This window comes from Microbacterium sp. Root280D1, assembly GCF_001428975.1.
Taxonomy (GTDB): Bacteria; Actinomycetota; Actinomycetes; order Actinomycetales; family Microbacteriaceae; genus Microbacterium.
Genome location: NZ_LMJK01000002.1, coordinates 801225 through 820037, shown reverse-complemented (window position 1 = coordinate 820037; position 18813 = coordinate 801225). Strand labels below are relative to the sequence as shown.

The following is an 18813-nucleotide window of genomic DNA, read 5'->3' as shown; positions in this document are numbered from 1 at the left end:
AGGAGGAATGCATGCGGATCACGGGACTCGGCCACGCCGGGATGTTCATCGAGACGGTCGGCGGGAACATCATCTGCGACCCGGTTCTCGGGCCCTCGTTCTTCGGCTCGTGGTTCCCGTTCCCCGACAACCGCGGGCTCGACTGGGAGCGTTTCGGACGCGAAGCGGACTTCCTGTACATCTCGCACCGGCACCGCGACCACTTCGATCCCCGGCTCCTCGAGCGCTACATCCGCAAGGACATCGAGGTGCTGCTACCCGAGTACCCGATCGATGACCTCGAGCAGGACATCAGGGCGCTGGGCTACACGAACATCACCTACGCCCCGGCCGGTGAGATCATCGAGCGCGGCGATCTGAAGATCATGATCACTCCGCTGCGCGCTCCGAGCGACGGACCCATCGGAGACTCGTCGCTGAGCGTCGACGACGGCACCGGCTCGGTGCTCAACCAGAACGACTCGCACCCTCTCGATCTCGACACGTTGCTGCACTTCGGCAAGCCCGACGCGTACTTCACGCAGGTCTCGGGTGCGATCTGGTGGCCCATGGTCTATGACCTGCCGCTGGATGCGAAGCAGAACTTCGCGAAGCTCAAGCGCGACGCGCAGAACAAGCGGGCGATGTACTACATCGACAAGGTGGACGCGCCTCACGTCTTCCCGATGGCCGGTCCGCCGATGTTCCTGCGCGACGAGCTCTTCGATTTCAACGGCGTCGGGCGCAACGGCGAATCGATCTTCACCGACCAGAAGCAGTTCCTGGCCCACATGAAGGAGCTCTCGCCCCAGTACGACGGACATCTGTTCGTGCCGGGCACGGTGGTCACCGTCGAGAGCGGCTCCGTGTCCACCGAGCAGTCGCTCTACACCGAGGCCGAGCTCGCCCACATCTTCGACGAGAAGTGGGACTACCTCGAGGAGCAGCGCGCCTCCCGACGGCGGGAGATCCGTGACGAGGAGGCGTCGCGCGCCGAGGTCATGCCCGCCGCCGAGATGCTCGAGGAGCTGAAGACCTGGTGGGAGCCGCTGCTGAAGAAGTCGCGCACCATCCGGCTCGGAGTCGGGGGATGCGTGCGCTTCAGGATCGGCGACCTCGACATGGTCGTGGACTTCCCCCGCGCGAAGGTTCGCGAGTACGCGGGCGAGGAGTGCATCTACTGGTACACGATCCCCGCCGACCTCGTCTCGACGAACATCCGCGACCACGAGATCGACTGGTCGAACTCGATCTTCCTCTCGATGCAGTTCGAGGTGGGGCGCAGCGGAAAGTTCAACGAGTTCCTCACGACGTTCCTCAAGTGCCTCTCGGTCGATCGCATCGAGTACGTCGAGAACTGGTATCAGGAGCAGACGGACCAGACCGAGGATGCCGAGATCGGCGACTGGGTCGTGCAGCGTCGCTGCCCCCACCTGCGCGCCGACCTGACCAAGACCGGAAAGGTCGACGACGACGGCATCCTGACCTGCAGCATGCACGACTGGAAGTGGGACCTCAACACAGGCCGCTGCCTGTCGACGAGCGGCCACCCGATCCGCTCCACGAAGATCGACGAGGTCACCGACGCAGTGCTTCGCGAGGCCAGCTGACGTGGTTCGTTCCTCGCACCCGCACGGATCGGGGCGCGACGCTCGAACGCCGATGCCGATGTTCACGGGGCCTCTCCGCGGGGCTCGATGGATCACCCGCTCCACGCCGGAACGGCTGATCCGGGTGGCCGTGGCATTCCTCGAGGACGCCGGTTTCGAGCAACGGCACGATGGCTTCGACGAGAAGCTGAGAGGCCGCGGATCCGAGTGGACGGCCGTCGCGCTGGAGATCGGGGACGAGGAGAAGTCGAAGAGGCGCGCACTGCTCGGGCTCGTGATCGACGAACTCCCGTTCCCCGTCCCCCGGGCGTTCCAGCGTGTGCTGTCGCCGACGCTGGTCGTCGTCGCGTCCCGTCCCGTCGGACCCCTCGTGTCGGAGCTGATCGTCTTTCCCCACACCTCGCGTCGCGGTGCGCCGCCCTACTCGAGAGCCGCGGCTCCTCGCGTGCGCGACGCCCTCGAGCAGATCACCGCGGCAGCGGGCCTGGAAGGCGCGATGCTCTCGCACGAATCGCTCGCCGGAGTCCCGGATGACGGTTCCCCCGTCTCGCAGGCGGTCGTCCGAGAGGTCCTGGGCTGGCACTGACGCACGCTAGACTGGTGCCATCAAGCAACCTTTAACACCGTCCTGTGAGGCGGAGAAGGGAGCGGCCGATGTCTGCACGAACCGTGCTGCACGAAGCCGATATCTCGCGGGCTCTCACCCGTATCGCGCACGAGATCCTCGAATCCAATCGAGGGGCTGAGAACCTCGTCCTGCTGGGCATTCCGACCCGCGGCGTCACTCTCGCCCACCGCCTGTCCGCAGCGATCGGCGCCATCGCGCAGACCACCGTTCCGGTGGGGGCTTTGGACGTCACCCTCTTCCGTGACGACCTCGCCTCGCAGCCGACGCGTTCTCCGCGGCCCACGGACATCCCTGCCGGCGGGATCGACGGCAGGACCGTCGTCCTCGTCGACGACGTGCTGTTCTCCGGCCGCAGCATCCGCGCCGCACTCGACGCGCTGCAGTCGATCGGTCGCCCGTCGATCGTCCGCCTCGCGATCCTCGTCGATCGCGGCCACCGGGAACTCCCGATCCGCCCCGACTTCGTCGGCAAGAACATCCCGTCGTCTCGCCAGGAGCGCGTCAACGTCCGGCTGACCGAGCACGACGGCACCGAAGAGGTGACGATCGAAGCATGAGACACCTGCTGGATACCCGCACCCTCGACCGAGAGTCGGCTCTGCGCATCCTCGATGTCGCCGAGGACATGTCCGACACCCAGTCGCGCGAGGTCAAGAAGCTTCCGACCCTTCGCGGCAAGACGGTCGTGAATCTGTTCTTCGAGGACTCGACCCGCACCCGCATCTCCTTCGAAGCCGCTGCAAAGCGCCTCTCAGCCGATGTGATCAACTTCGCAGCCAAGGGCTCGAGCGTGTCGAAGGGCGAGAGCCTCAAGGACACCGCCCAGACGCTGCAGGCGATGGGAGCGGATGCGGTCGTCATCCGCCATCCCGCCTCCGGCGCCCCGCAGACCCTCGCGACCAGCGGGTGGATCTCCGCCGGAGTCGTGAACGCCGGCGACGGCACGCACGAGCATCCGACCCAGGCTCTCCTCGACGCGTTCACGATCCGCAAACGGCGCTTCGGCGCCGACAGCCGCGGTCGTGATCTCGCCGGCATCCGGGTCGTGATCGTCGGCGACGTGCTCCACTCCCGCGTCGCACGGTCGAACGTCTGGCTGCTCGCCACGCTCGGCGCCGAGGTCACCCTGGTCGCGCCGCCCACCCTGGTGCCGCAGAACGTCTCGCTCTGGCCTGCGAAGGTCGTCTACGACCTCGATCAGGCTCTGGCAGACGGTCCGGACGCCGTGATGATGCTCCGCATCCAGCTCGAACGGATGAGCGCTGCATATTTCCCCACTGAGCGGGAGTATTCCAGGCGATGGGGTCTGGACGCACTGCGTGTGGCCGGCCTTCCGGACGGTAGCATTGTGATGCACCCCGGACCCATGAACCGAGGGTTGGAGATATCCTCCGAAGCCGCAGATTCCCCGCGCTCGACAGTGCTGGAACAGGTGACGAACGGGGTGTCCATCCGCATGGCGGTGCTGTACCTGCTCCTTGCAGGAGAACGAGACGACGAACGAGGGGGAGACCAGTGAGCGAGACCCTCGTCATCACCGGAGCACAGCTTCTCGGTGCCGAGCGCGCCGACATCATCGTGGAGAACGGGCAGATCTCCGAGATCGGCACCGGACTGAGCCGCTCCGGTGCGCGAGTCATCGACGCCGACGGCCTGGTGGCCCTTCCCGGACTCGTCGACCTGCACACCCACCTCCGGGAGCCGGGCTACGAAGCCTCCGAGACGATCCTCACCGGGACCCGTGCTGCGGCGGCAGGCGGGTTCACGGCGGTGTTCGCGATGCCGAACACCTCGCCGGTCGCGGACACGGCCGGTGTGGTCGAGCAGGAGCTCGCCCTGGGCGAGGCCGCCGGGTACGCGACCGTGCAGCCCATCGGCGCCGTCACCGTGGGGCAGAAGGGCGAGCGCCTCGCCGAACTCGGTGCGATGGCCACCTCGCGCGCCCAGGTGCGCGTCTTCAGCGACGACGGCTTCTGCGTCTTCGATCCGCTGATCATGCGGCGCGCACTCGAGTATGTGAAGTCGTTCGACGGAGTCATCGCGCAGCACGCTCAGGATCCACGCCTCACCGAGGGCGCCCAGATGAACGAGGGCACAGTGTCGGCCGAGCTCGGACTCGCCGGATGGCCGGCGGTCGCGGAGGAGTCGATCATCGCTCGCGATGTGCTCCTCGCGGAGCATGTCGGATCCCGACTGCACGTGTGCCACCTGTCGACCGCAGGCTCTGTCGACATCATCCGCTGGGCGAAGAAGCGGGGGATCAACGTCACGGCCGAGGTCACCCCGCACCACCTCCTGCTCACCGATGAACTGGTGCGCGGCTACGACGCCCGCTACAAGGTCAACCCGCCGCTGCGCCGTGAGGAAGACGTCATGGCGGTGCGCGAGGGCCTCGCCGACGGCACCATCGACATCGTGGCGACCGATCACGCCCCGCACCCGAGCGAGCACAAGTCGTGCGAGTGGCAGGCCGCAGCCAACGGCATGGTCGGACTCGAGAGCGCCCTGCGCGTCGTGCACCAGTCGATGGTGCAGACCGGCCTGATCGGCTGGGAGGACGTCGCCCGGGTGATGAGTGCGGCCCCCGCACGGATCGGACGTCTGTCCGATCATGGGCTGCCCCTGCAGGCCGGTGCCGCTGCGCAGATCACCCTCTACGACCCGTCCGCCGCCGGCGTCTTCACCGAATCCGACCTGCACGGTCGGAGTGTGAACTCGCCGTACCTCGGTCGCGACCTCCCCGGCCGCGTCGAGTTCACGATCCACCGCGGGCTGCTGACGGTCGACGGCGGATCCGTGGTCGAGGAGCTGAACGCATGAGCACGCGCGACATCGCCATCGCGATCACGATCGCCGTGGCGGCACTCGTCCTGGTCGCCATGTTCACGGCGTGGCGCCGACGACTCCGACGCGACTCGGGTCTGGCGGCTCCCTTGGGCGTGCCGGAGCATGCGGAGGTCCTCGACCGTCACGAGGTGCTCTACGTCTCGACGACGAAGCACGATCAGCCGCTGGAGCGCCTCGCCATCCGGCCGCTCGCCTATCGCGCCAGGGGAGAGGCTGCGGTCACCGATCGCGGACTCGCACTCTGCCTCGACGGTGCGCCGACCGTCTTCCTCGCCTCTGCACGGCTCGCGAGCGTCGACCGCGCCACGGTGACGATCGACCGCGTCGTCGAACCGGGTGGACTCGTCCGCGTCGCCTGGAATGCGGACGACGACACGATCGTCGACTCGTATCTCCGGGTCACCGACGGCGATCCCCAGAACTTCATCTCAGAACTGCAGCGCCTCGTCCCCGCCACGGACGACAGCGCCGCCCCCGACACAGGAGCAACGTCATGACAGCCCTCCCCGAACCCGCCGTCCTCGTCCTCGAAGACGGGACCCGCCACGTCGGCCGTGCATACGGCGCGCTGGGCACCACCTTCGGCGAGGTCGTCTTCTCGACCGGCATGTCCGGATACCAGGAGACGCTCACCGACCCGTCGTACGCGGGCCAGATCGTCCTGCAGACGGCCCCGCACATCGGCAACACCGGCATGAACGACGAGGACCCTGAGTCCCGTCGCATCTGGGTCGCCGGCTACATCGTGCGCGACCCGTCACGAGTCGTCTCGAACTGGCGTGCGACCGCTTCGCTGGACGAGATCCTCGAGCGGGACGGCATCGTCGGCATCAGCGGCATCGACACCCGATCGATCACGCGGCACATCCGCTCTGCCGGGTCTATGCGCGGCGGCGTCTTCTCGGGCGAGGCCGCGCAGATCGACGCCGACGAGCAGCTGCGCCTCGTGCGCGAGGCGCCTCAGATGGCCGGCCAGAACCTCTCGGCGCAGGTCTCGGTCGACGTCGCCACGGTCACGACGGCGATGGGGGAGCGGGTCGGCAACCTCGCCGTCCTCGACCTCGGCGTCAAGCAGGCCACGATCGACAACCTGGCGGCCCGTGGCTTCGAGGTGCACGTCCTGCCTCAGAACGTCACGATCGATGACATCCGTGCGATCGATCCCGTCGCCGTCTTCTACTCGAACGGCCCTGGCGACCCCGCAGCCTCCGGGGACCATGTCGAGCTGCTGCGCTCGGTGCTCGACGACGGGCTGCCCTTCTTCGGCATCTGCTTCGGCAACCAGCTGCTCGGCAGGGCGCTGGGTCTCGGCACCTACAAGCTGCCGTTCGGGCACCGCGGCATCAACCAGCCCGTACTCGACAAGTCCACCGGACGCGTCGAGATCACCGCGCACAACCACGGGTTCGCCGTGGAGGCGCCGCTGGAGGGCTCGTTCGACAGCCCCCACGGCTACGGCAAGGTCGAGGTCAGTCACATCGGCCTGAACGACAACGTGGTCGAGGGCCTCCGCGCTCTCGACATCCCGGCGTTCTCGGTGCAGTACCACCCGGAGGCTGCGGCCGGACCGCACGACGCCAACTATCTCTTCGACCGGTTCCGTGACATGGTCATCGCCAGCAAGAAGGACACCAAGTAATGCCCAAGCGCGACGACATCAACTCCGTTCTCGTCATCGGCTCCGGCCCGATCGTCATCGGTCAGGCGTGCGAGTTCGACTACTCCGGCACCCAGGCCTGCCGCGTCCTGCGCGAGGAGGGCGTGAGGGTCATCCTGGTCAACTCCAACCCGGCGACGATCATGACCGACCCCGACTTCGCCGACGCGACGTACATCGAGCCGATCACCTGGCAGGTCATCGAGACGATCATCGCGAAGGAGCGTCCCGACGCGATCCTGCCGACCCTCGGCGGGCAGACGGCCCTGAACGCCGCGATCGAGCTGCACAACCACGGCATCCTCGAGAAGTACGACGTCGAGCTGATCGGTGCGAGCTTCGAAGCCATCAACAAGGGCGAGGACCGCCAGATCTTCAAGCAGCTCGTGCTCGATGCCGGCGCCGACGTCGCCCGCAGCATCATCGCGCACACCATGGACGACCTGCTCGAGGGAGCGGCCGAGCTGGGCTACCCGCTCGTCGTGCGCCCCTCGTTCACGATGGGCGGTCTCGGGTCCGGCTTCGCCTACGACGAGGCGGATCTGCGTCGCATCGGCGGTGCCGGTCTGCGCGACTCTCCGACCACGGAGGTGCTCCTGGAGGAGTCGATCCTCGGCTGGAAGGAGTACGAGCTCGAGCTCATGCGCGACACCGCCGACAACACGGTGGTCGTCTGCTCGATCGAGAACGTCGACCCCGTCGGCGTCCACACGGGCGACTCGATCACCGTGGCTCCCGCTCTGACGCTCACGGACCGCGAATACCAGAAGCTCCGCGACATCGGCATCGACATCATCCGCGCGGTGGGCGTCGACACCGGCGGCTGCAACATCCAGTTCGCCATCGACCCGAGCAACGGGCGCATCATCGTCATCGAGATGAACCCTCGCGTCTCGCGCTCGAGCGCCCTGGCCTCCAAGGCCACGGGGTTCCCGATCGCGAAGCTCGCCGCGAAGCTGGCGCTCGGCTACCGTCTCGATGAGATCCCGAACGACATCACGGGCGTCACCCCGGCGAGCTTCGAGCCCACGCTCGACTATGTCGTCGTCAAGGTGCCGCGGTTCGCGTTCGAGAAGTTCCCGGCCGCTGACGCGACGCTGACGACCACCATGAAGTCGGTCGGCGAGGCGATGGCGATCGGCCGCAACTACGCGACCGCGCTGCAGAAGGCGCTGCGCTCGCTCGAGAAGCGCGGTTCCAGCTTCCACTGGGGCGCGGAGAGCCGTTCCGTCGACGAGCTGCTCGAGATCTCGAAGGTCCCGACGGACGGTCGGATCGTCACCCTCCAGCAGGCGCTGCGCAAGGGCGCGACGGTCGAGCAGGCGTTCGAGGCCACGGCGATCGATCCCTGGTTCATCGACCAGATCGTCCTGATCAACGAGGTCGCCGAGATCGTGCGCACGGCACCGGAGCTCGACGCGGCCACGCTGCGCTACGCCAAGGAGCACGGCTTCTCCGACGCGCAGATCGCGGAGCTCCGCGGCGAGAAGGAAGCGGAGATCCGCGGCGTGCGCCACGGACTCGGCATCCGTCCGGTGTTCAAGACCGTCGACACCTGCGCCGGCGAGTTCCCGGCTCTCACGCCTTACCACTACTCGAGCTACGACTTCGAGACCGAGGTCACACCGTCCGATCGCACCAAGGTCGTGATCATCGGATCGGGTCCGAACCGCATCGGTCAGGGCGTCGAGTTCGACTACTCGTGCGTGCACGCGTCGTTCGCCCTCTCGGATGCCGGCTTCGAGACCATCATGGTCAACTGCAACCCCGAGACGGTGTCCACCGACTACGACACGTCCGACCGGCTCTACTTCGAGCCGCTCACGCTGGAGGACGTGCTGGAGGTGCTCGACGCGGAAGCCGCGAGCGGCACCATCCTCGGAGTCGTCTGCCAGCTCGGCGGCCAGACGCCGCTGGGGCTCGCAAAGGGCATCGAGGCAGCCGGCTACCAGGTGCTCGGCACCAGCCCGGAGGCCATCGACATCGCCGAGGAGCGCGAGCTGTTCTCGCAGCTGCTCGACACGGCAGGCCTCATCGCCCCGCGCCACGGCACCGCTGTGGACGCGGACGGCGCGGTGGCCGTCGCCGAGGAGATCGGATACCCGGTGCTCGTGCGTCCGAGCTTCGTGCTCGGCGGACGCGGCATGGAGATCGTCTACAGCTCCGAGTCGCTGCGCGAGTACTTCGTGCGCACGGCGGGCGAGGTCATCATCGAGGAGGGCAAGCCCCTGCTCGTCGATCGCTTCCTCGATGACGCGATCGAGCTCGATGTCGACGCCCTCTACGACGGCACCGAACTGTTCATCGGCGGCGTGATGGAGCACCTCGAAGAGGCCGGCATCCACTCGGGCGACTCGAGCTGCACCCTTCCGCCCGTCTCGCTCGGCCGCACCGACATCGACCGGGTGCGCGAGGCGACACTCGCGATCGCGAAGGGCGTGGGCGTCCGTGGCCTGCTCAACGTGCAGTTCGCGATCAGCGCCGGCGTCCTCTACGTGATCGAGGCGAATCCGCGCGCGAGCCGCACCGTGCCCTTCGTCTCTAAGGCGCTGGGCATACCGATGGCCAAGGCCGCGAGCCGTGTGATGGTGGGGTCGACGATCGCGGAGCTCCGCGCCGAGGGCATGCTGCCCGAGCAGGACGGCTCGCGAGTGCCCCTCGACGCCCCCGTCTCGGTCAAGGAGGCCGTGCTTCCGTTCAAGCGGTTCCGTACGGCCGACGGCAAGACCGTCGACTCGATCCTCGGCCCGGAGATGCGCTCGACCGGCGAGGTCATGGGCATCGACCGCGACTTCCCGACCGCGTTCGCCAAGAGCCAGGCGGCCGCGTACGGCGGAATGCCGACCTCCGGCACGGTGTTCATCTCGGTCGCGGACTCCGACAAGCGCGCCGTGATCCTGCCGGCGCATCGCCTGCAGCAGCTGGGGTTCACGATCGTCGCCACCGAGGGCACTGCCGAGATCCTCTCGCGCAACGGCATCGCGGTGACGGTGGTCGAGAAGTACAGCGAGACCCAGGAGTCCGGCGCGACGAACATCGTCGACCTCATCAACGACGGCTCGATCGACATCGTCGTGAACACGCCGTCCGGGGGCGCGGCGCGTGCAGACGGCTATGAGATCCGCGCGGCGGCTGTCGCGGCCGACAAGGCGCTGTTCACCACGATGGCGGTGCTCGGCGCCGCCGTGAGCGGTATGGACGCAGCGCACGAGGGCTTCCAGGTGAAGAGCCTGCAGGAGTACGCCCTCGACCGGAAGGCCGCAGTGTGAGCGCACGCTTCGGCGAACGGGTCCGTGTCGCCCTCGCGGCGCACGGCCCGCTGTGCGTGGGCATCGACCCGCACGCCGCCCTGCTCGGATCCTGGGGCCTCGGCGACGACGCCTCGGGCGTCCGGGAGTTCGGGCTGCGCACGGTCGAGGCCGCGGCGGGCCGTGCCGCGATCGTGAAGCCTCAGGTGTCGTTCTTCGAGCGCTTCGGATCCGCAGGATTCGCGGCGCTCGAAGAGGTCATCGCGGCTGCGAGGGACACCGGCCTCCTCGTGATCGCGGATGCCAAGCGCGGCGACATCGGGTCGACCATGGACGCCTACGCGGCTGCCTGGCTCACCCCGGGGTCTCCGCTCGAGGCCGACGCCCTCACCGTGAACCCGTTCCTGGGTGTCGGCGCGCTCGACGGCGCCTTCGCCCTCGCCGATCAGCACGACAAGGGTCTGTTCGTGCTGGCTGCCACGAGCAACCCCGAAGCCGAGGTGCTGCAGCGCTCGATCTCCGAGACCGGCCGTGCCGTCTCGGCGGACATCGTCTCGGTCGTCTCGGCGCGCAACACCGAGCACACGCCCGCAGGGGAGTGGGGGAGCTTCGGCTTCGTCATCGGCGCGACCGTGGACTGGACGGATGCCGGCATCGCCGCCTTCGCACCGGTGGCACCCATCCTCGCTCCGGGATTCGGCACGCAGGGTGCGACGCCGTCAGACCTGCACCGCCGGTTCGGTTCGATGAGCGCCGCCGTCATCGCGAGCGAGAGCCGCAGCATCCTCTCGGCCGGACCCGCCGGTCTCGCCGCCGCCATCGACGCCCGCGTCGCAGAGTACAGGGAGGCCGGCCGTGGCTGAGTCCCGTCCCGTCCCCGAGGTCGACCGCGCTGCCGCCGCACGCAAGGCGGTCGAACGGCGCCGCGCCCGCGCATCGCTCAAACGCGATCTGACCACGCGTGTCGTCACACCGCAGGCCGTGCTCGAGCGGGCGACCGCAGACCCGGACTCGGTCGAGGGGTCCATGCGCATCACGGACTTCCTGCTCGCTCTCCCCGCGATCGGCGCGGGCAAGCGCGACCGCATCCTGGCAGAGCTGCACATCTCGCCGGTCAAGCGACTGGGAGGGCTCGGCGTCCGCCAGCGGGTGGCGCTCTCGCAGTGGCTCGACGTGCGCTTCCCGCTGCTCGAGCCGCGTGGCGCACGAAGCCGTCTGCTCGTGCTCGCCGGGCCCACGGCAGTCGGCAAGGGCACCGTCGCCGCCCACATCCGTGAGCACAACCCCGAGATCCATCTGTCGGTCTCGGCGACGACGCGCGCACCGCGACCTGGCGAGATCGATGGCGTGCACTACTACTTCGTCGACGATGCGGAGTTCGACCGTCTGATCGCGGACGACGAACTCCTGGAGTACGCCGTCGTCCACAACAAGTCGCGCTACGGCACGCCGCGGGCTCCGATCGACGCCGCTCTCGCTGCAGGCAAGACCGTGCTGCTCGAGATCGACCTGCAGGGCGCACGCCAGGTGCGCAAGGCGGAGCCTGCTGCCACGCTCATCTTCCTGCTGCCTCCGACCTGGGACGAACTCGTCCAGCGGCTGGTCGGACGAGGCACGGAGGGCGCGGAGGAACGCGCTCGCAGACTGCGCACCGCGAAGGTCGAATTGGCGGCGCAGAACGAGTTCGACCACCTCATCGTGAACGAGGACGTCGCCGCTGCGGCCGCGGAGGTCGTAGAATTGTCTTCGAGCTCTGCGCGCTGAGCGTCTTCGCGCGCCCGCATCACCGTCTTCGCGACGATCCCGTCGCCTGATCAGGAGGTCCCACCATGGCCGGACACCACACCAACGGAATCATCGATCCCCCCATCGACAACCTGCTCGACCGGGTCGACTCGAAGTACGAGCTCGTGATCTACGCCGCCAAGCGCGCCCGTCAGATCAACGACTACTACTCCGACCTCCACGAGGGCAACCTGTTCGACAACGTCGGGCCGCTCGTCGACTCGTCCGTCGAGGACAAGCCGCTGACCATCGCTCTGCACGAGATCAACGAGGACAAGCTCCGCCTCCGTCACGCCGAGTGACGTCCGATGACCGCACCGCCGACTGATGTCGGCGGTGCGGTCCATCATGGGAGCCACCCCCTTCCTGCTGTCCGATTCCGTTCTGGAGCCCTGATGAGCGCGCTGCGTCTGTTCACGTCCGAGTCCGTCACCGAGGGGCACCCCGACAAGATCTGCGACCAGATCTCGGACAGCATCCTCGACGGACTCATCGCGAAAGACCCCGGCTCCCGGGTGGCCGTCGAGACGCTGGTGACCACCGGTCTCGTCCACGTCGCCGGCGAGATCCGCACCGAGGCGTACGTCGACATCCCGACGATCGTCCGCCAGGTGGTCAACGGCATCGGCTACACCTCGAGCGAGACCGGCTTCGACGGAGACTCCTGCGGTGTGAGCATCTCGGTGGGAGAGCAGTCGACCGACATCGCCCACGGCGTCGACAACGCTCAGGAGCACCGCGACGGCGGCTCCATCGATCCTCTCGACGGCCTCGGCGCTGGCGACCAGGGCATCATGTTCGGCTTCGCGACGAACGAGACCCCGCAGCTCATGCCCATGGCTGCGTGGACCGCGCATCGCATCGCGGAGCGGCTCAGCGAGGTCCGACGATCGGGTGCGCTGCCGTTCCTGCGCCCGGACGGCAAGACCCAGGTCACTCTCGGATATGAGGGCTTCACCCCCAAGACCGTGGATGCCGTCGTGCTGTCGACCCAGCACCACCCCGACATCTCGCAGGACGACCTCAAGGCTCAGGTGCGCGAGCACGTGATCGATCCGATCCTGGCCTCCACGGGGCTCGATCTCGGCGACCTCACGTACTACATCAACCCCGCCGGTCCGTTCGTGACGGGCGGCCCCAAGGGCGATGCCGGACTCACCGGACGCAAGATCATCATCGACACCTACGGCGGAGCGGCGCGACATGGTGGCGGTGCCTTCAGCGGCAAGGATCCGTCGAAGGTCGACCGCTCCGGCGCCTATGCCACGCGCTGGGTGGCCAAGAACGCGGTCGCCGCAGGACTCGCCGACCGTCTCGAGGTCCAGGTCGCCTACGCGATCGGGGTCGCTCGTCCGGTCGGTCTCTACGTCGAGACATTCGGCACGGGCAAGGTGTCCGACGAGGTGATCACGCGCGCCATCGACGAGGTCTTCGATCTGCGTCCCCAGGCGATCATCGAGCAGCTCGACCTCCTGCGCCCGATCTACGCGCAGACCGCCGCCTACGGGCACTTCGGACGGGAGCTGCCGGAGTTCACGTGGGAGCGCACCGACCGCGCGGAAGAGCTGCGGCGCGCTGCAGGACTCTGAGGGCCGCATGCCTGATGGCGTCCCTTCTCCTCTGACATCGCAGAGTCGGAGGATCGCGCGCGTGCTCTTGGACTCGCCGCTTCCACAGTTGGATCGTCTCTTCGACTACGCCGTGCCTGCGGAGCTCGGAGACGTCCCTCTGGGCGTGCGCGTGCGTGTGCCCCTGCGTACCGCCGGTCGTGTCATCGACGGCTACGTCGTCGAACTCGACACCGAACACGATGGCGACAGGCCACTGTCCGAGGTCGACAGCGTCGTATCCCCTGTGGCGGTGCTTCCGGAGCGTCTCTACCGCCTCGCGCGCCGCGCCGCCGATCGCGCTGCGGGCTCCGCCTCCGACGTCCTGCGGCTCGTCATCCCGAAGCGCCAGGTGCGGGTGGAGAAGGCCTGGAGCGACGACTCCCCGGAGCTCGCCCCATCAGACGAAGCACTCTCCGCCGCATCCGAGCTGATCGCGTCCTACGACTCGCTCGCCGATGTGCTCGATGCGGGCGGCCGGGCCGCGGTCGAGGCGATCCCCGTGCGCCATCATGACGATCCCGGGTGGGCGGCTCTTCTCGCGTCCGCAGCGGCGCGGACGCTGGCAGCGGGCCGCTCCAGTGTTCTCGTCGTGCCTGACCACCGCGACCTCGATCAGCTGCTCGCCGCTCTCGGCTCGTATGTCCCTGACCAGGCCGTCGTGCGCTTCGACTCGCGCCAGACGAACCCCGATCGGTACCGCGCGTTCCTCCGCTCGCTCGAGGACGCGCCGTGCATCGTGGTGGGCAATCGTTCTGCGGTGTACGCGCCGGTTCGTGCGGGCGTCGTCGCTGTGTGGGACGACGGCGATCCTCTCCTCGGCGAGCCGCTCGCGCCGTACATCAACGCACGGGACGCTGCTCTCCTCCGTCAGGAGCAGGAGCGATCCGCACTGCTGTTCGTCGGCCACACCCGCACCACCGACGTCGAACGCCTCGTCGCCCACGGATGGCTGCAGGATGTCCGGGCCGCGCGTCGGGTGCTGCCGCGCGTGATCCTCAGCACACCCCAGGAGATGGATGCTCCGACTGCACAGCGGATGCCGTCGTCCGCGTTCCTCTCCGCACGCAATGCCGCAGCCGAGGGACCGGTGCTGGTGCAGGTGTCTCGACCGGGGTTCGCCCCGTCGCTGGTCTGCGCCGAATGCCGGGCGCCTGCACGGTGCGCCCACTGCGGCGGACCGCTCGGAGCCAAGCACCGTGGTGCCGTGCCGGTGTGCGCCTGGTGCGGCAGGGGAGCCCGAGCGTGGGCGTGCCCGACGTGCGCGTCGACCAAGCTGCGCCTCGCGTCCTCGGGCAGCGAGCGGACGGCGGATGAGCTGGGCAAGGCGTTCCCCGGAATCCGGGTCATCGTGGCAGACAGCGCTCATCCGGTCGAGCGCGTCGCCGACAAGCCGGCCCTCGTCGTCGCGACACGGGGGGCCGAGCCGCTGGCGGAGGGCGGATACCGTGCCGTGGTCCTGCTCGACGGACCGAGGATGCTCCAGGCTCCCGACCTGCGGATCGGCGAGTCCTGTCTGCGCTGGTGGTCGAACGCGGCTGCACTCGCGGCTCCCGGTGCTCCCATCCATCTGGTCGGCGTCGACGGAGCGATCGCGCGAGCGCTTGCCACCTGGAGCCAGTCCGCCTATGCGAGGACCGAGCTCTCCGAACGTGCGCCGTTGCACATGCCGCCGGCTGCGAGGGTCGCGCTGGTCGAGGGGTCGACGGCATCCGTGGCGAGAGCGCTGGCGTCGCTGCAGGAGCTCGCTCTGCCCTCCGACGCGGTACTCGGCCCGGTGCCGATCGAGTCTGATGACTACCCGCCGCGTGTCAGGGCCCTGATCCGGTTCGACTACAGCGCGGGTGCCAGGGTCGCCACCACGTTGCGGGCCGCGGTCGTCGCCGAAGCGGTCAGCAACCGGCGGGGCAAGGGCAAGTCGACTCGGAGCGCCCTCACGGTTCGACTCGATATCCTCGATCCGGAACTCTGAACGCGAAGAACCACCTCGCGCTCCGATTTCACCCGATCCACCCCCGCATCCCTCCGGAGCACCTTCATGCGTCTCGTCTTCGCCGGCACACCGTCGGCAGCCGTCCCCACACTCCGCCGCCTCGCGGCCGAGCACGACATCGCTGCGGTCGTCACCCGCCCGGACGCGCCGCTGGGCCGCAAGCGGGTGCTCACGCCGTCGCCTGTCGCTCACGCCGCCGACGAGCTCGGACTGCCGGTCATCAAGGCGGCTCGCCTCGACGACGACGCGACGGCCGCCATCACCGCGCTCGATGTCGAGCTCGGTGTGATCGTGGCGTACGGCGGACTCGTTCGCGAGCCGCTGCTCTCCACACCGTCGAAGGGCTGGATCAATCTGCATTTCTCGCTCCTCCCGCAGTGGCGCGGTGCCGCACCCGTGCAGCGCGCACTGATCAACGGCGATGCGCAGATGGGTGCCAGTGTGTTCCAGCTCGTTCCCGCGCTCGATGCCGGTGATGTCTTCGCGACGCGGGTCGTCGCGGTCGCTCCCGAGGCGACGGCGGATGCCGCACTCGACGCACTCGCTCTCGATGGCGCCGAACTGACGGCGGAAGTGGTCGCGGCCATCGCCGACGGCACTGCGCGCGCTGTGCCCCAGGAGGGGGAGGCGTCGCTGGCCCCGAAGCTGACTCTCGACGATGGTCTGCTCGATTGGACCCGCCCGCTCAGCGAGGTGTTCGCGCGGTTCCGTGGAGTCACCCCCGAACCGGGCGCCCACACGACCGTCGACGGGATCCGCCTCAAGGTGCTGGAGGCCACTCCCTCGGAAAGCGACATCGCCCTCGCGCCGGGCGCGTTCACCGCGACCAAGTCCGCTCTCCTCATCGGAACGGCCTCGGCCCCGCTCGCGGTCACGCGTGTGCAGCCCTCGGGCAAGGGCGCGATGAGCGCGGTCGACTGGTGGCGCGGGCAGCGCGACACCGAGAACCTGCGAGCCGGCGCATGAGCGGGCGGCAGGACGACGGCGCACGTCGCGAGCCGCGTCGCGGCGAGTCCGGCCGCGGATCCCGTTCGGGACCGAGCACGCCGCGCGATCAGCGTCCACGTGACGGCCAGGCTCGGGGCGGGAAGCGCGACGGACAGTCCCGCGGCGCGCAGCGCACGGTGCAGCCTGCGCGGCGCGTGGCCTACGACGTGCTGCGGGCGGTGTCGGAATCGGATGCCTACGCGAACCTGATCCTTCCGGCCGCGATCGCGGACGCAGGACTCACTCCACAGGACGCCGCTCTCGCCACAGAACTCGCCTACGGCACACTGCGACGCCGCGGAACGTATGACGCGATCATCGCCGCGGCCGCCGACAGGCCTGTCGAGCAGATCGACGCCGGTGTGCTCGACGCGCTGAGACTCGCGACCCATCAGCTGCTCGCGACCCGCGTCGCGTCGCACGCGGCCGTCAACGAGTCGGTGAACATCGTCGCCGCCACCCAGGGCCGCGGTGCATCCAGCTTCGCGAACGCCGTGCTGAGGCGAATCTCCCGCGAGACGCCGGGGGAGTGGGAGCAGCGCATCGAGTCCTCCGCGCGGTCGGACGACGAACGGCTGGCGCTGCGCTCCGCTCACCCCGTCTGGATCATCCGTGCCCTGCGTCGCGCGTTGGCCGCTGAAGGTCGCGTCGAGGAGCTCGACGACCTCCTCGACGCCGACAACGCCTCGCCGGAGGTCACTCTCGTCGCTCTGCCCGGCCTCGCCGAGCCCGGGGAGCCACGTCGACCGTATGCGCCGACGGCCTACGGATCTCCGGGCGGCGACCCGCACCACGTGATCGCCTCCTCGGGCGGCACGGTGCGTGTGCAGGATGAAGGGTCGCAGCTCGTCGCACTGGCTCTCGCCGAAGCTGCGCCGATCCGTTCCGGCGAACGCTGGCTCGACCTGTGCGCAGGCCCCGGCGGCAAGACGGCGCTGCTCGCGGCGGTCGCGCGACAGCACGATGTGTCGCTGGAGGCGAACGAGGTGGTGCCCACCCGTGCGCGACTCGTCCGCAACGCCCTGCGCACCGTGCCCGCCGATGTCGTGGTTCATGAAGAGGACGGCCGCACGTTCGGCACCTCCCACGCGGGCCAGTTCGATCGCATCCTCGTCGATGCGCCGTGCACGGGACTCGGGGCTCTGCGGCGGCGGCCCGAGGCGAGATGGCGCAAGACCCCCGGTGATGTCGCCGAGCTGGTGCCGCTGCAGGTCGAACTGCTCTCGGCGGCCCTCGACGCGCTGGCGCCCGGCGGCATCGTCGCGTACGCGACCTGCTCGCCGCATCTCGCCGAGACGACGGGCGTCGTCCAGGAGGTGCTCCGTGGCCGCACCGACATCACCGAGCTCGATGCGCGTGCGGTCCTCGAGGGTGTCGTGACCTCACCGATCGATCTCGGCAGCGACGGCACCGGGCGGGTCCAGCTGTGGCCACACCGGCACGGGACCGATGCGATGTTCCTCACGCTCCTCCGACGAGCCGACACCGATCAGCGCGACGCCAGCGCCGAGCAAGGAGACTAGAGAGTGGACCTGCCCCGCGCACCGCGCATCAACCCCAGCATCCTGGCCGCCGACTTCGTGAACATGCAGCGTGATCTCGCCAAGATCGCCACTGCCGACTTCGCGCATGTCGACGTCATGGACAACCACTTCGTCCCGAACCTCACGTTCGGGCCGCAGATGGTCGAGCGGATCCAGGCGACCAGCCCGATCCCGCTCGACGTGCACCTGATGATCACCGACCCCGAGCGGTGGGCTCCCGCGTATGCGGAGCTCGGTGCCGCGAGCGTCACGTTCCACCTCGAGGCCGCCGCCGATCCGATCTCGCTGGCCCGCACTCTGCGCAGCATCGGGGCGAGGGCCGGAGTGGCGATCAAGCCGGACACCCCCGCGGACGGTCTCTACAGCGTGCTCGAGGAGTTCGACCAGATCCTCGTGATGACCGTCGAACCAGGGTTCGGCGGGCAGGGATTCATGCCCGAGACGATGCCGAAGCTGCGCGCTCTCGCCGACGAGGCGAAGCGGCGAGGGTCGAACGTCTGGCTGCAGGTCGACGGCGGGATCTCCGATGCGACGATCGAGGCGGCGGCCGCCGCCGGCGCAGACACCTTCGTCGCAGGATCCGCGGTCTACGGCGCCGACGACGTCGAGGCGGCCGTCACCCGGCTCAGAGACCGCGCCAGAGCCGCTAGCCTGGAATCGTGAAGACTTTCGACGAGCTGTTCGCCGAGCTCAGCGTCAAGGCCGAGACCCGCCCCGAGGGATCAGGCACGGTTGCAGAGCTCGACGGCGGCGTGCACACGATCGGCAAGAAGATCGTCGAGGAGGCTGCCGAGGTCTGGATGGCGTCCGAGTACGAGTCCGACGAGGCCGCTGCAGAGGAGATCTCGCAGCTGCTGTACCACGTGCAGGTGATGATGCTCGCGAAGGGCCTGAGCCTGCAGGACGTCTACCGACATCTGTGAAGCGC

General features: G+C 68.6%; 17 protein-coding genes. All 17 read left to right on the top strand.

What is annotated here, in order from left to right:
• The first annotated feature begins 11 nt into the window (after positions 1–11).
• The 17 genes from ASE34_RS10140 (at position 12) to ASE34_RS10060 (ending at position 18808) form a co-directional block, all read left to right on the top strand.
• Positions 12–1589: a Rieske 2Fe-2S domain-containing protein gene (locus ASE34_RS10140; RefSeq protein ID WP_056278774.1), complete on the top strand. Its 1578-nt coding sequence runs from the start codon at positions 12–14 to the stop codon at positions 1587–1589.
• Positions 1590–1641: 52 nt separating this feature from the next.
• Positions 1642–2175 carry a hypothetical protein gene (locus ASE34_RS10135; protein WP_157538191.1) on the top strand — a complete coding sequence of 178 codons (534 nt, stop codon included), beginning with the start codon at positions 1642–1644 and terminating at the stop codon, positions 2173–2175.
• A 68-nt stretch (positions 2176–2243) separates the two neighbouring features.
• The gene (gene pyrR, locus ASE34_RS10130; protein ID WP_056278772.1) at positions 2244–2774 is read left to right on the top strand and encodes a bifunctional pyr operon transcriptional regulator/uracil phosphoribosyltransferase PyrR; all 531 of its coding nucleotides are present in this window, start codon (positions 2244–2246) and stop codon (positions 2772–2774) included.
• Positions 2771–3736 (top strand): aspartate carbamoyltransferase catalytic subunit, encoded by a 966-nt coding sequence (locus ASE34_RS10125; RefSeq protein ID WP_053096128.1) that lies wholly within the window; start codon positions 2771–2773, stop codon positions 3734–3736. Before pyrR ends, ASE34_RS10125 begins: the two co-directional genes overlap by 4 nt.
• Positions 3733–5037 carry a dihydroorotase gene (locus ASE34_RS10120; RefSeq protein ID WP_056278771.1) on the top strand — a complete coding sequence of 435 codons (1305 nt, stop codon included), beginning with the start codon at positions 3733–3735 and terminating at the stop codon, positions 5035–5037. The genes ASE34_RS10125 and ASE34_RS10120 overlap by 4 nt, the downstream gene beginning before the upstream one ends.
• The gene (locus ASE34_RS10115) at positions 5034–5561 is read left to right on the top strand and encodes a hypothetical protein (RefSeq protein ID WP_056278770.1); all 528 of its coding nucleotides are present in this window, start codon (positions 5034–5036) and stop codon (positions 5559–5561) included. The genes ASE34_RS10120 and ASE34_RS10115 overlap by 4 nt, the downstream gene beginning before the upstream one ends.
• Entirely contained in the window at positions 5558–6703 is a 1146-nt protein-coding gene (gene carA / locus ASE34_RS10110; RefSeq protein ID WP_053096121.1) for a glutamine-hydrolyzing carbamoyl-phosphate synthase small subunit, read from the top strand. The genes ASE34_RS10115 and carA overlap by 4 nt, the downstream gene beginning before the upstream one ends.
• Positions 6703–9990 (top strand): carbamoyl-phosphate synthase large subunit, encoded by a 3288-nt coding sequence (carB, locus tag ASE34_RS10105; RefSeq protein ID WP_053096119.1) that lies wholly within the window; start codon positions 6703–6705, stop codon positions 9988–9990. The genes carA and carB overlap by 1 nt, the downstream gene beginning before the upstream one ends.
• Positions 9987–10832, top strand: coding sequence for an orotidine-5'-phosphate decarboxylase (gene pyrF / locus ASE34_RS10100; RefSeq protein ID WP_056278769.1), 846 nt, complete (start codon positions 9987–9989; stop codon positions 10830–10832). The genes carB and pyrF overlap by 4 nt, the downstream gene beginning before the upstream one ends.
• Positions 10825–11733: a guanylate kinase gene (gene gmk / locus ASE34_RS10095; protein WP_056278768.1), complete on the top strand. Its 909-nt coding sequence runs from the start codon at positions 10825–10827 to the stop codon at positions 11731–11733. The genes pyrF and gmk overlap by 8 nt, the downstream gene beginning before the upstream one ends.
• 65 nt (positions 11734–11798) lie before the next feature.
• A complete protein-coding gene (gene rpoZ, locus ASE34_RS10090) occupies positions 11799–12056 on the top strand; it encodes a DNA-directed RNA polymerase subunit omega (protein WP_042536631.1) in 258 nt (85 codons plus the stop codon).
• Positions 12057–12149: 93 nt separating this feature from the next.
• Positions 12150–13343, top strand: coding sequence for a methionine adenosyltransferase (metK, locus tag ASE34_RS10085; RefSeq protein WP_053096114.1), 1194 nt, complete (start codon positions 12150–12152; stop codon positions 13341–13343).
• Positions 13344–13350: 7 nt separating this feature from the next.
• Positions 13351–15333, top strand: coding sequence for a hypothetical protein (locus ASE34_RS10080; protein ID WP_056278767.1), 1983 nt, complete (start codon positions 13351–13353; stop codon positions 15331–15333).
• 66 nt (positions 15334–15399) lie between these two features.
• Positions 15400–16320, top strand: coding sequence for a methionyl-tRNA formyltransferase (fmt, locus tag ASE34_RS10075; RefSeq protein ID WP_056278766.1), 921 nt, complete (start codon positions 15400–15402; stop codon positions 16318–16320).
• On the top strand, positions 16317–17864 hold the full coding sequence (locus ASE34_RS10070) for an RsmB/NOP family class I SAM-dependent RNA methyltransferase (protein ID WP_082586591.1): 1548 nt from the start codon (positions 16317–16319) through the stop codon (positions 17862–17864). Before fmt ends, ASE34_RS10070 begins: the two co-directional genes overlap by 4 nt.
• A 3-nt stretch (positions 17865–17867) precedes the next feature.
• Positions 17868–18548 carry a ribulose-phosphate 3-epimerase gene (gene rpe / locus ASE34_RS10065; protein WP_053096108.1) on the top strand — a complete coding sequence of 227 codons (681 nt, stop codon included), beginning with the start codon at positions 17868–17870 and terminating at the stop codon, positions 18546–18548.
• Entirely contained in the window at positions 18545–18808 is a 264-nt protein-coding gene (locus tag ASE34_RS10060) for a phosphoribosyl-ATP diphosphatase (protein ID WP_017202142.1), read from the top strand. Before rpe ends, ASE34_RS10060 begins: the two co-directional genes overlap by 4 nt.
• Positions 18809–18813: the final 5 nt, after the last annotated feature.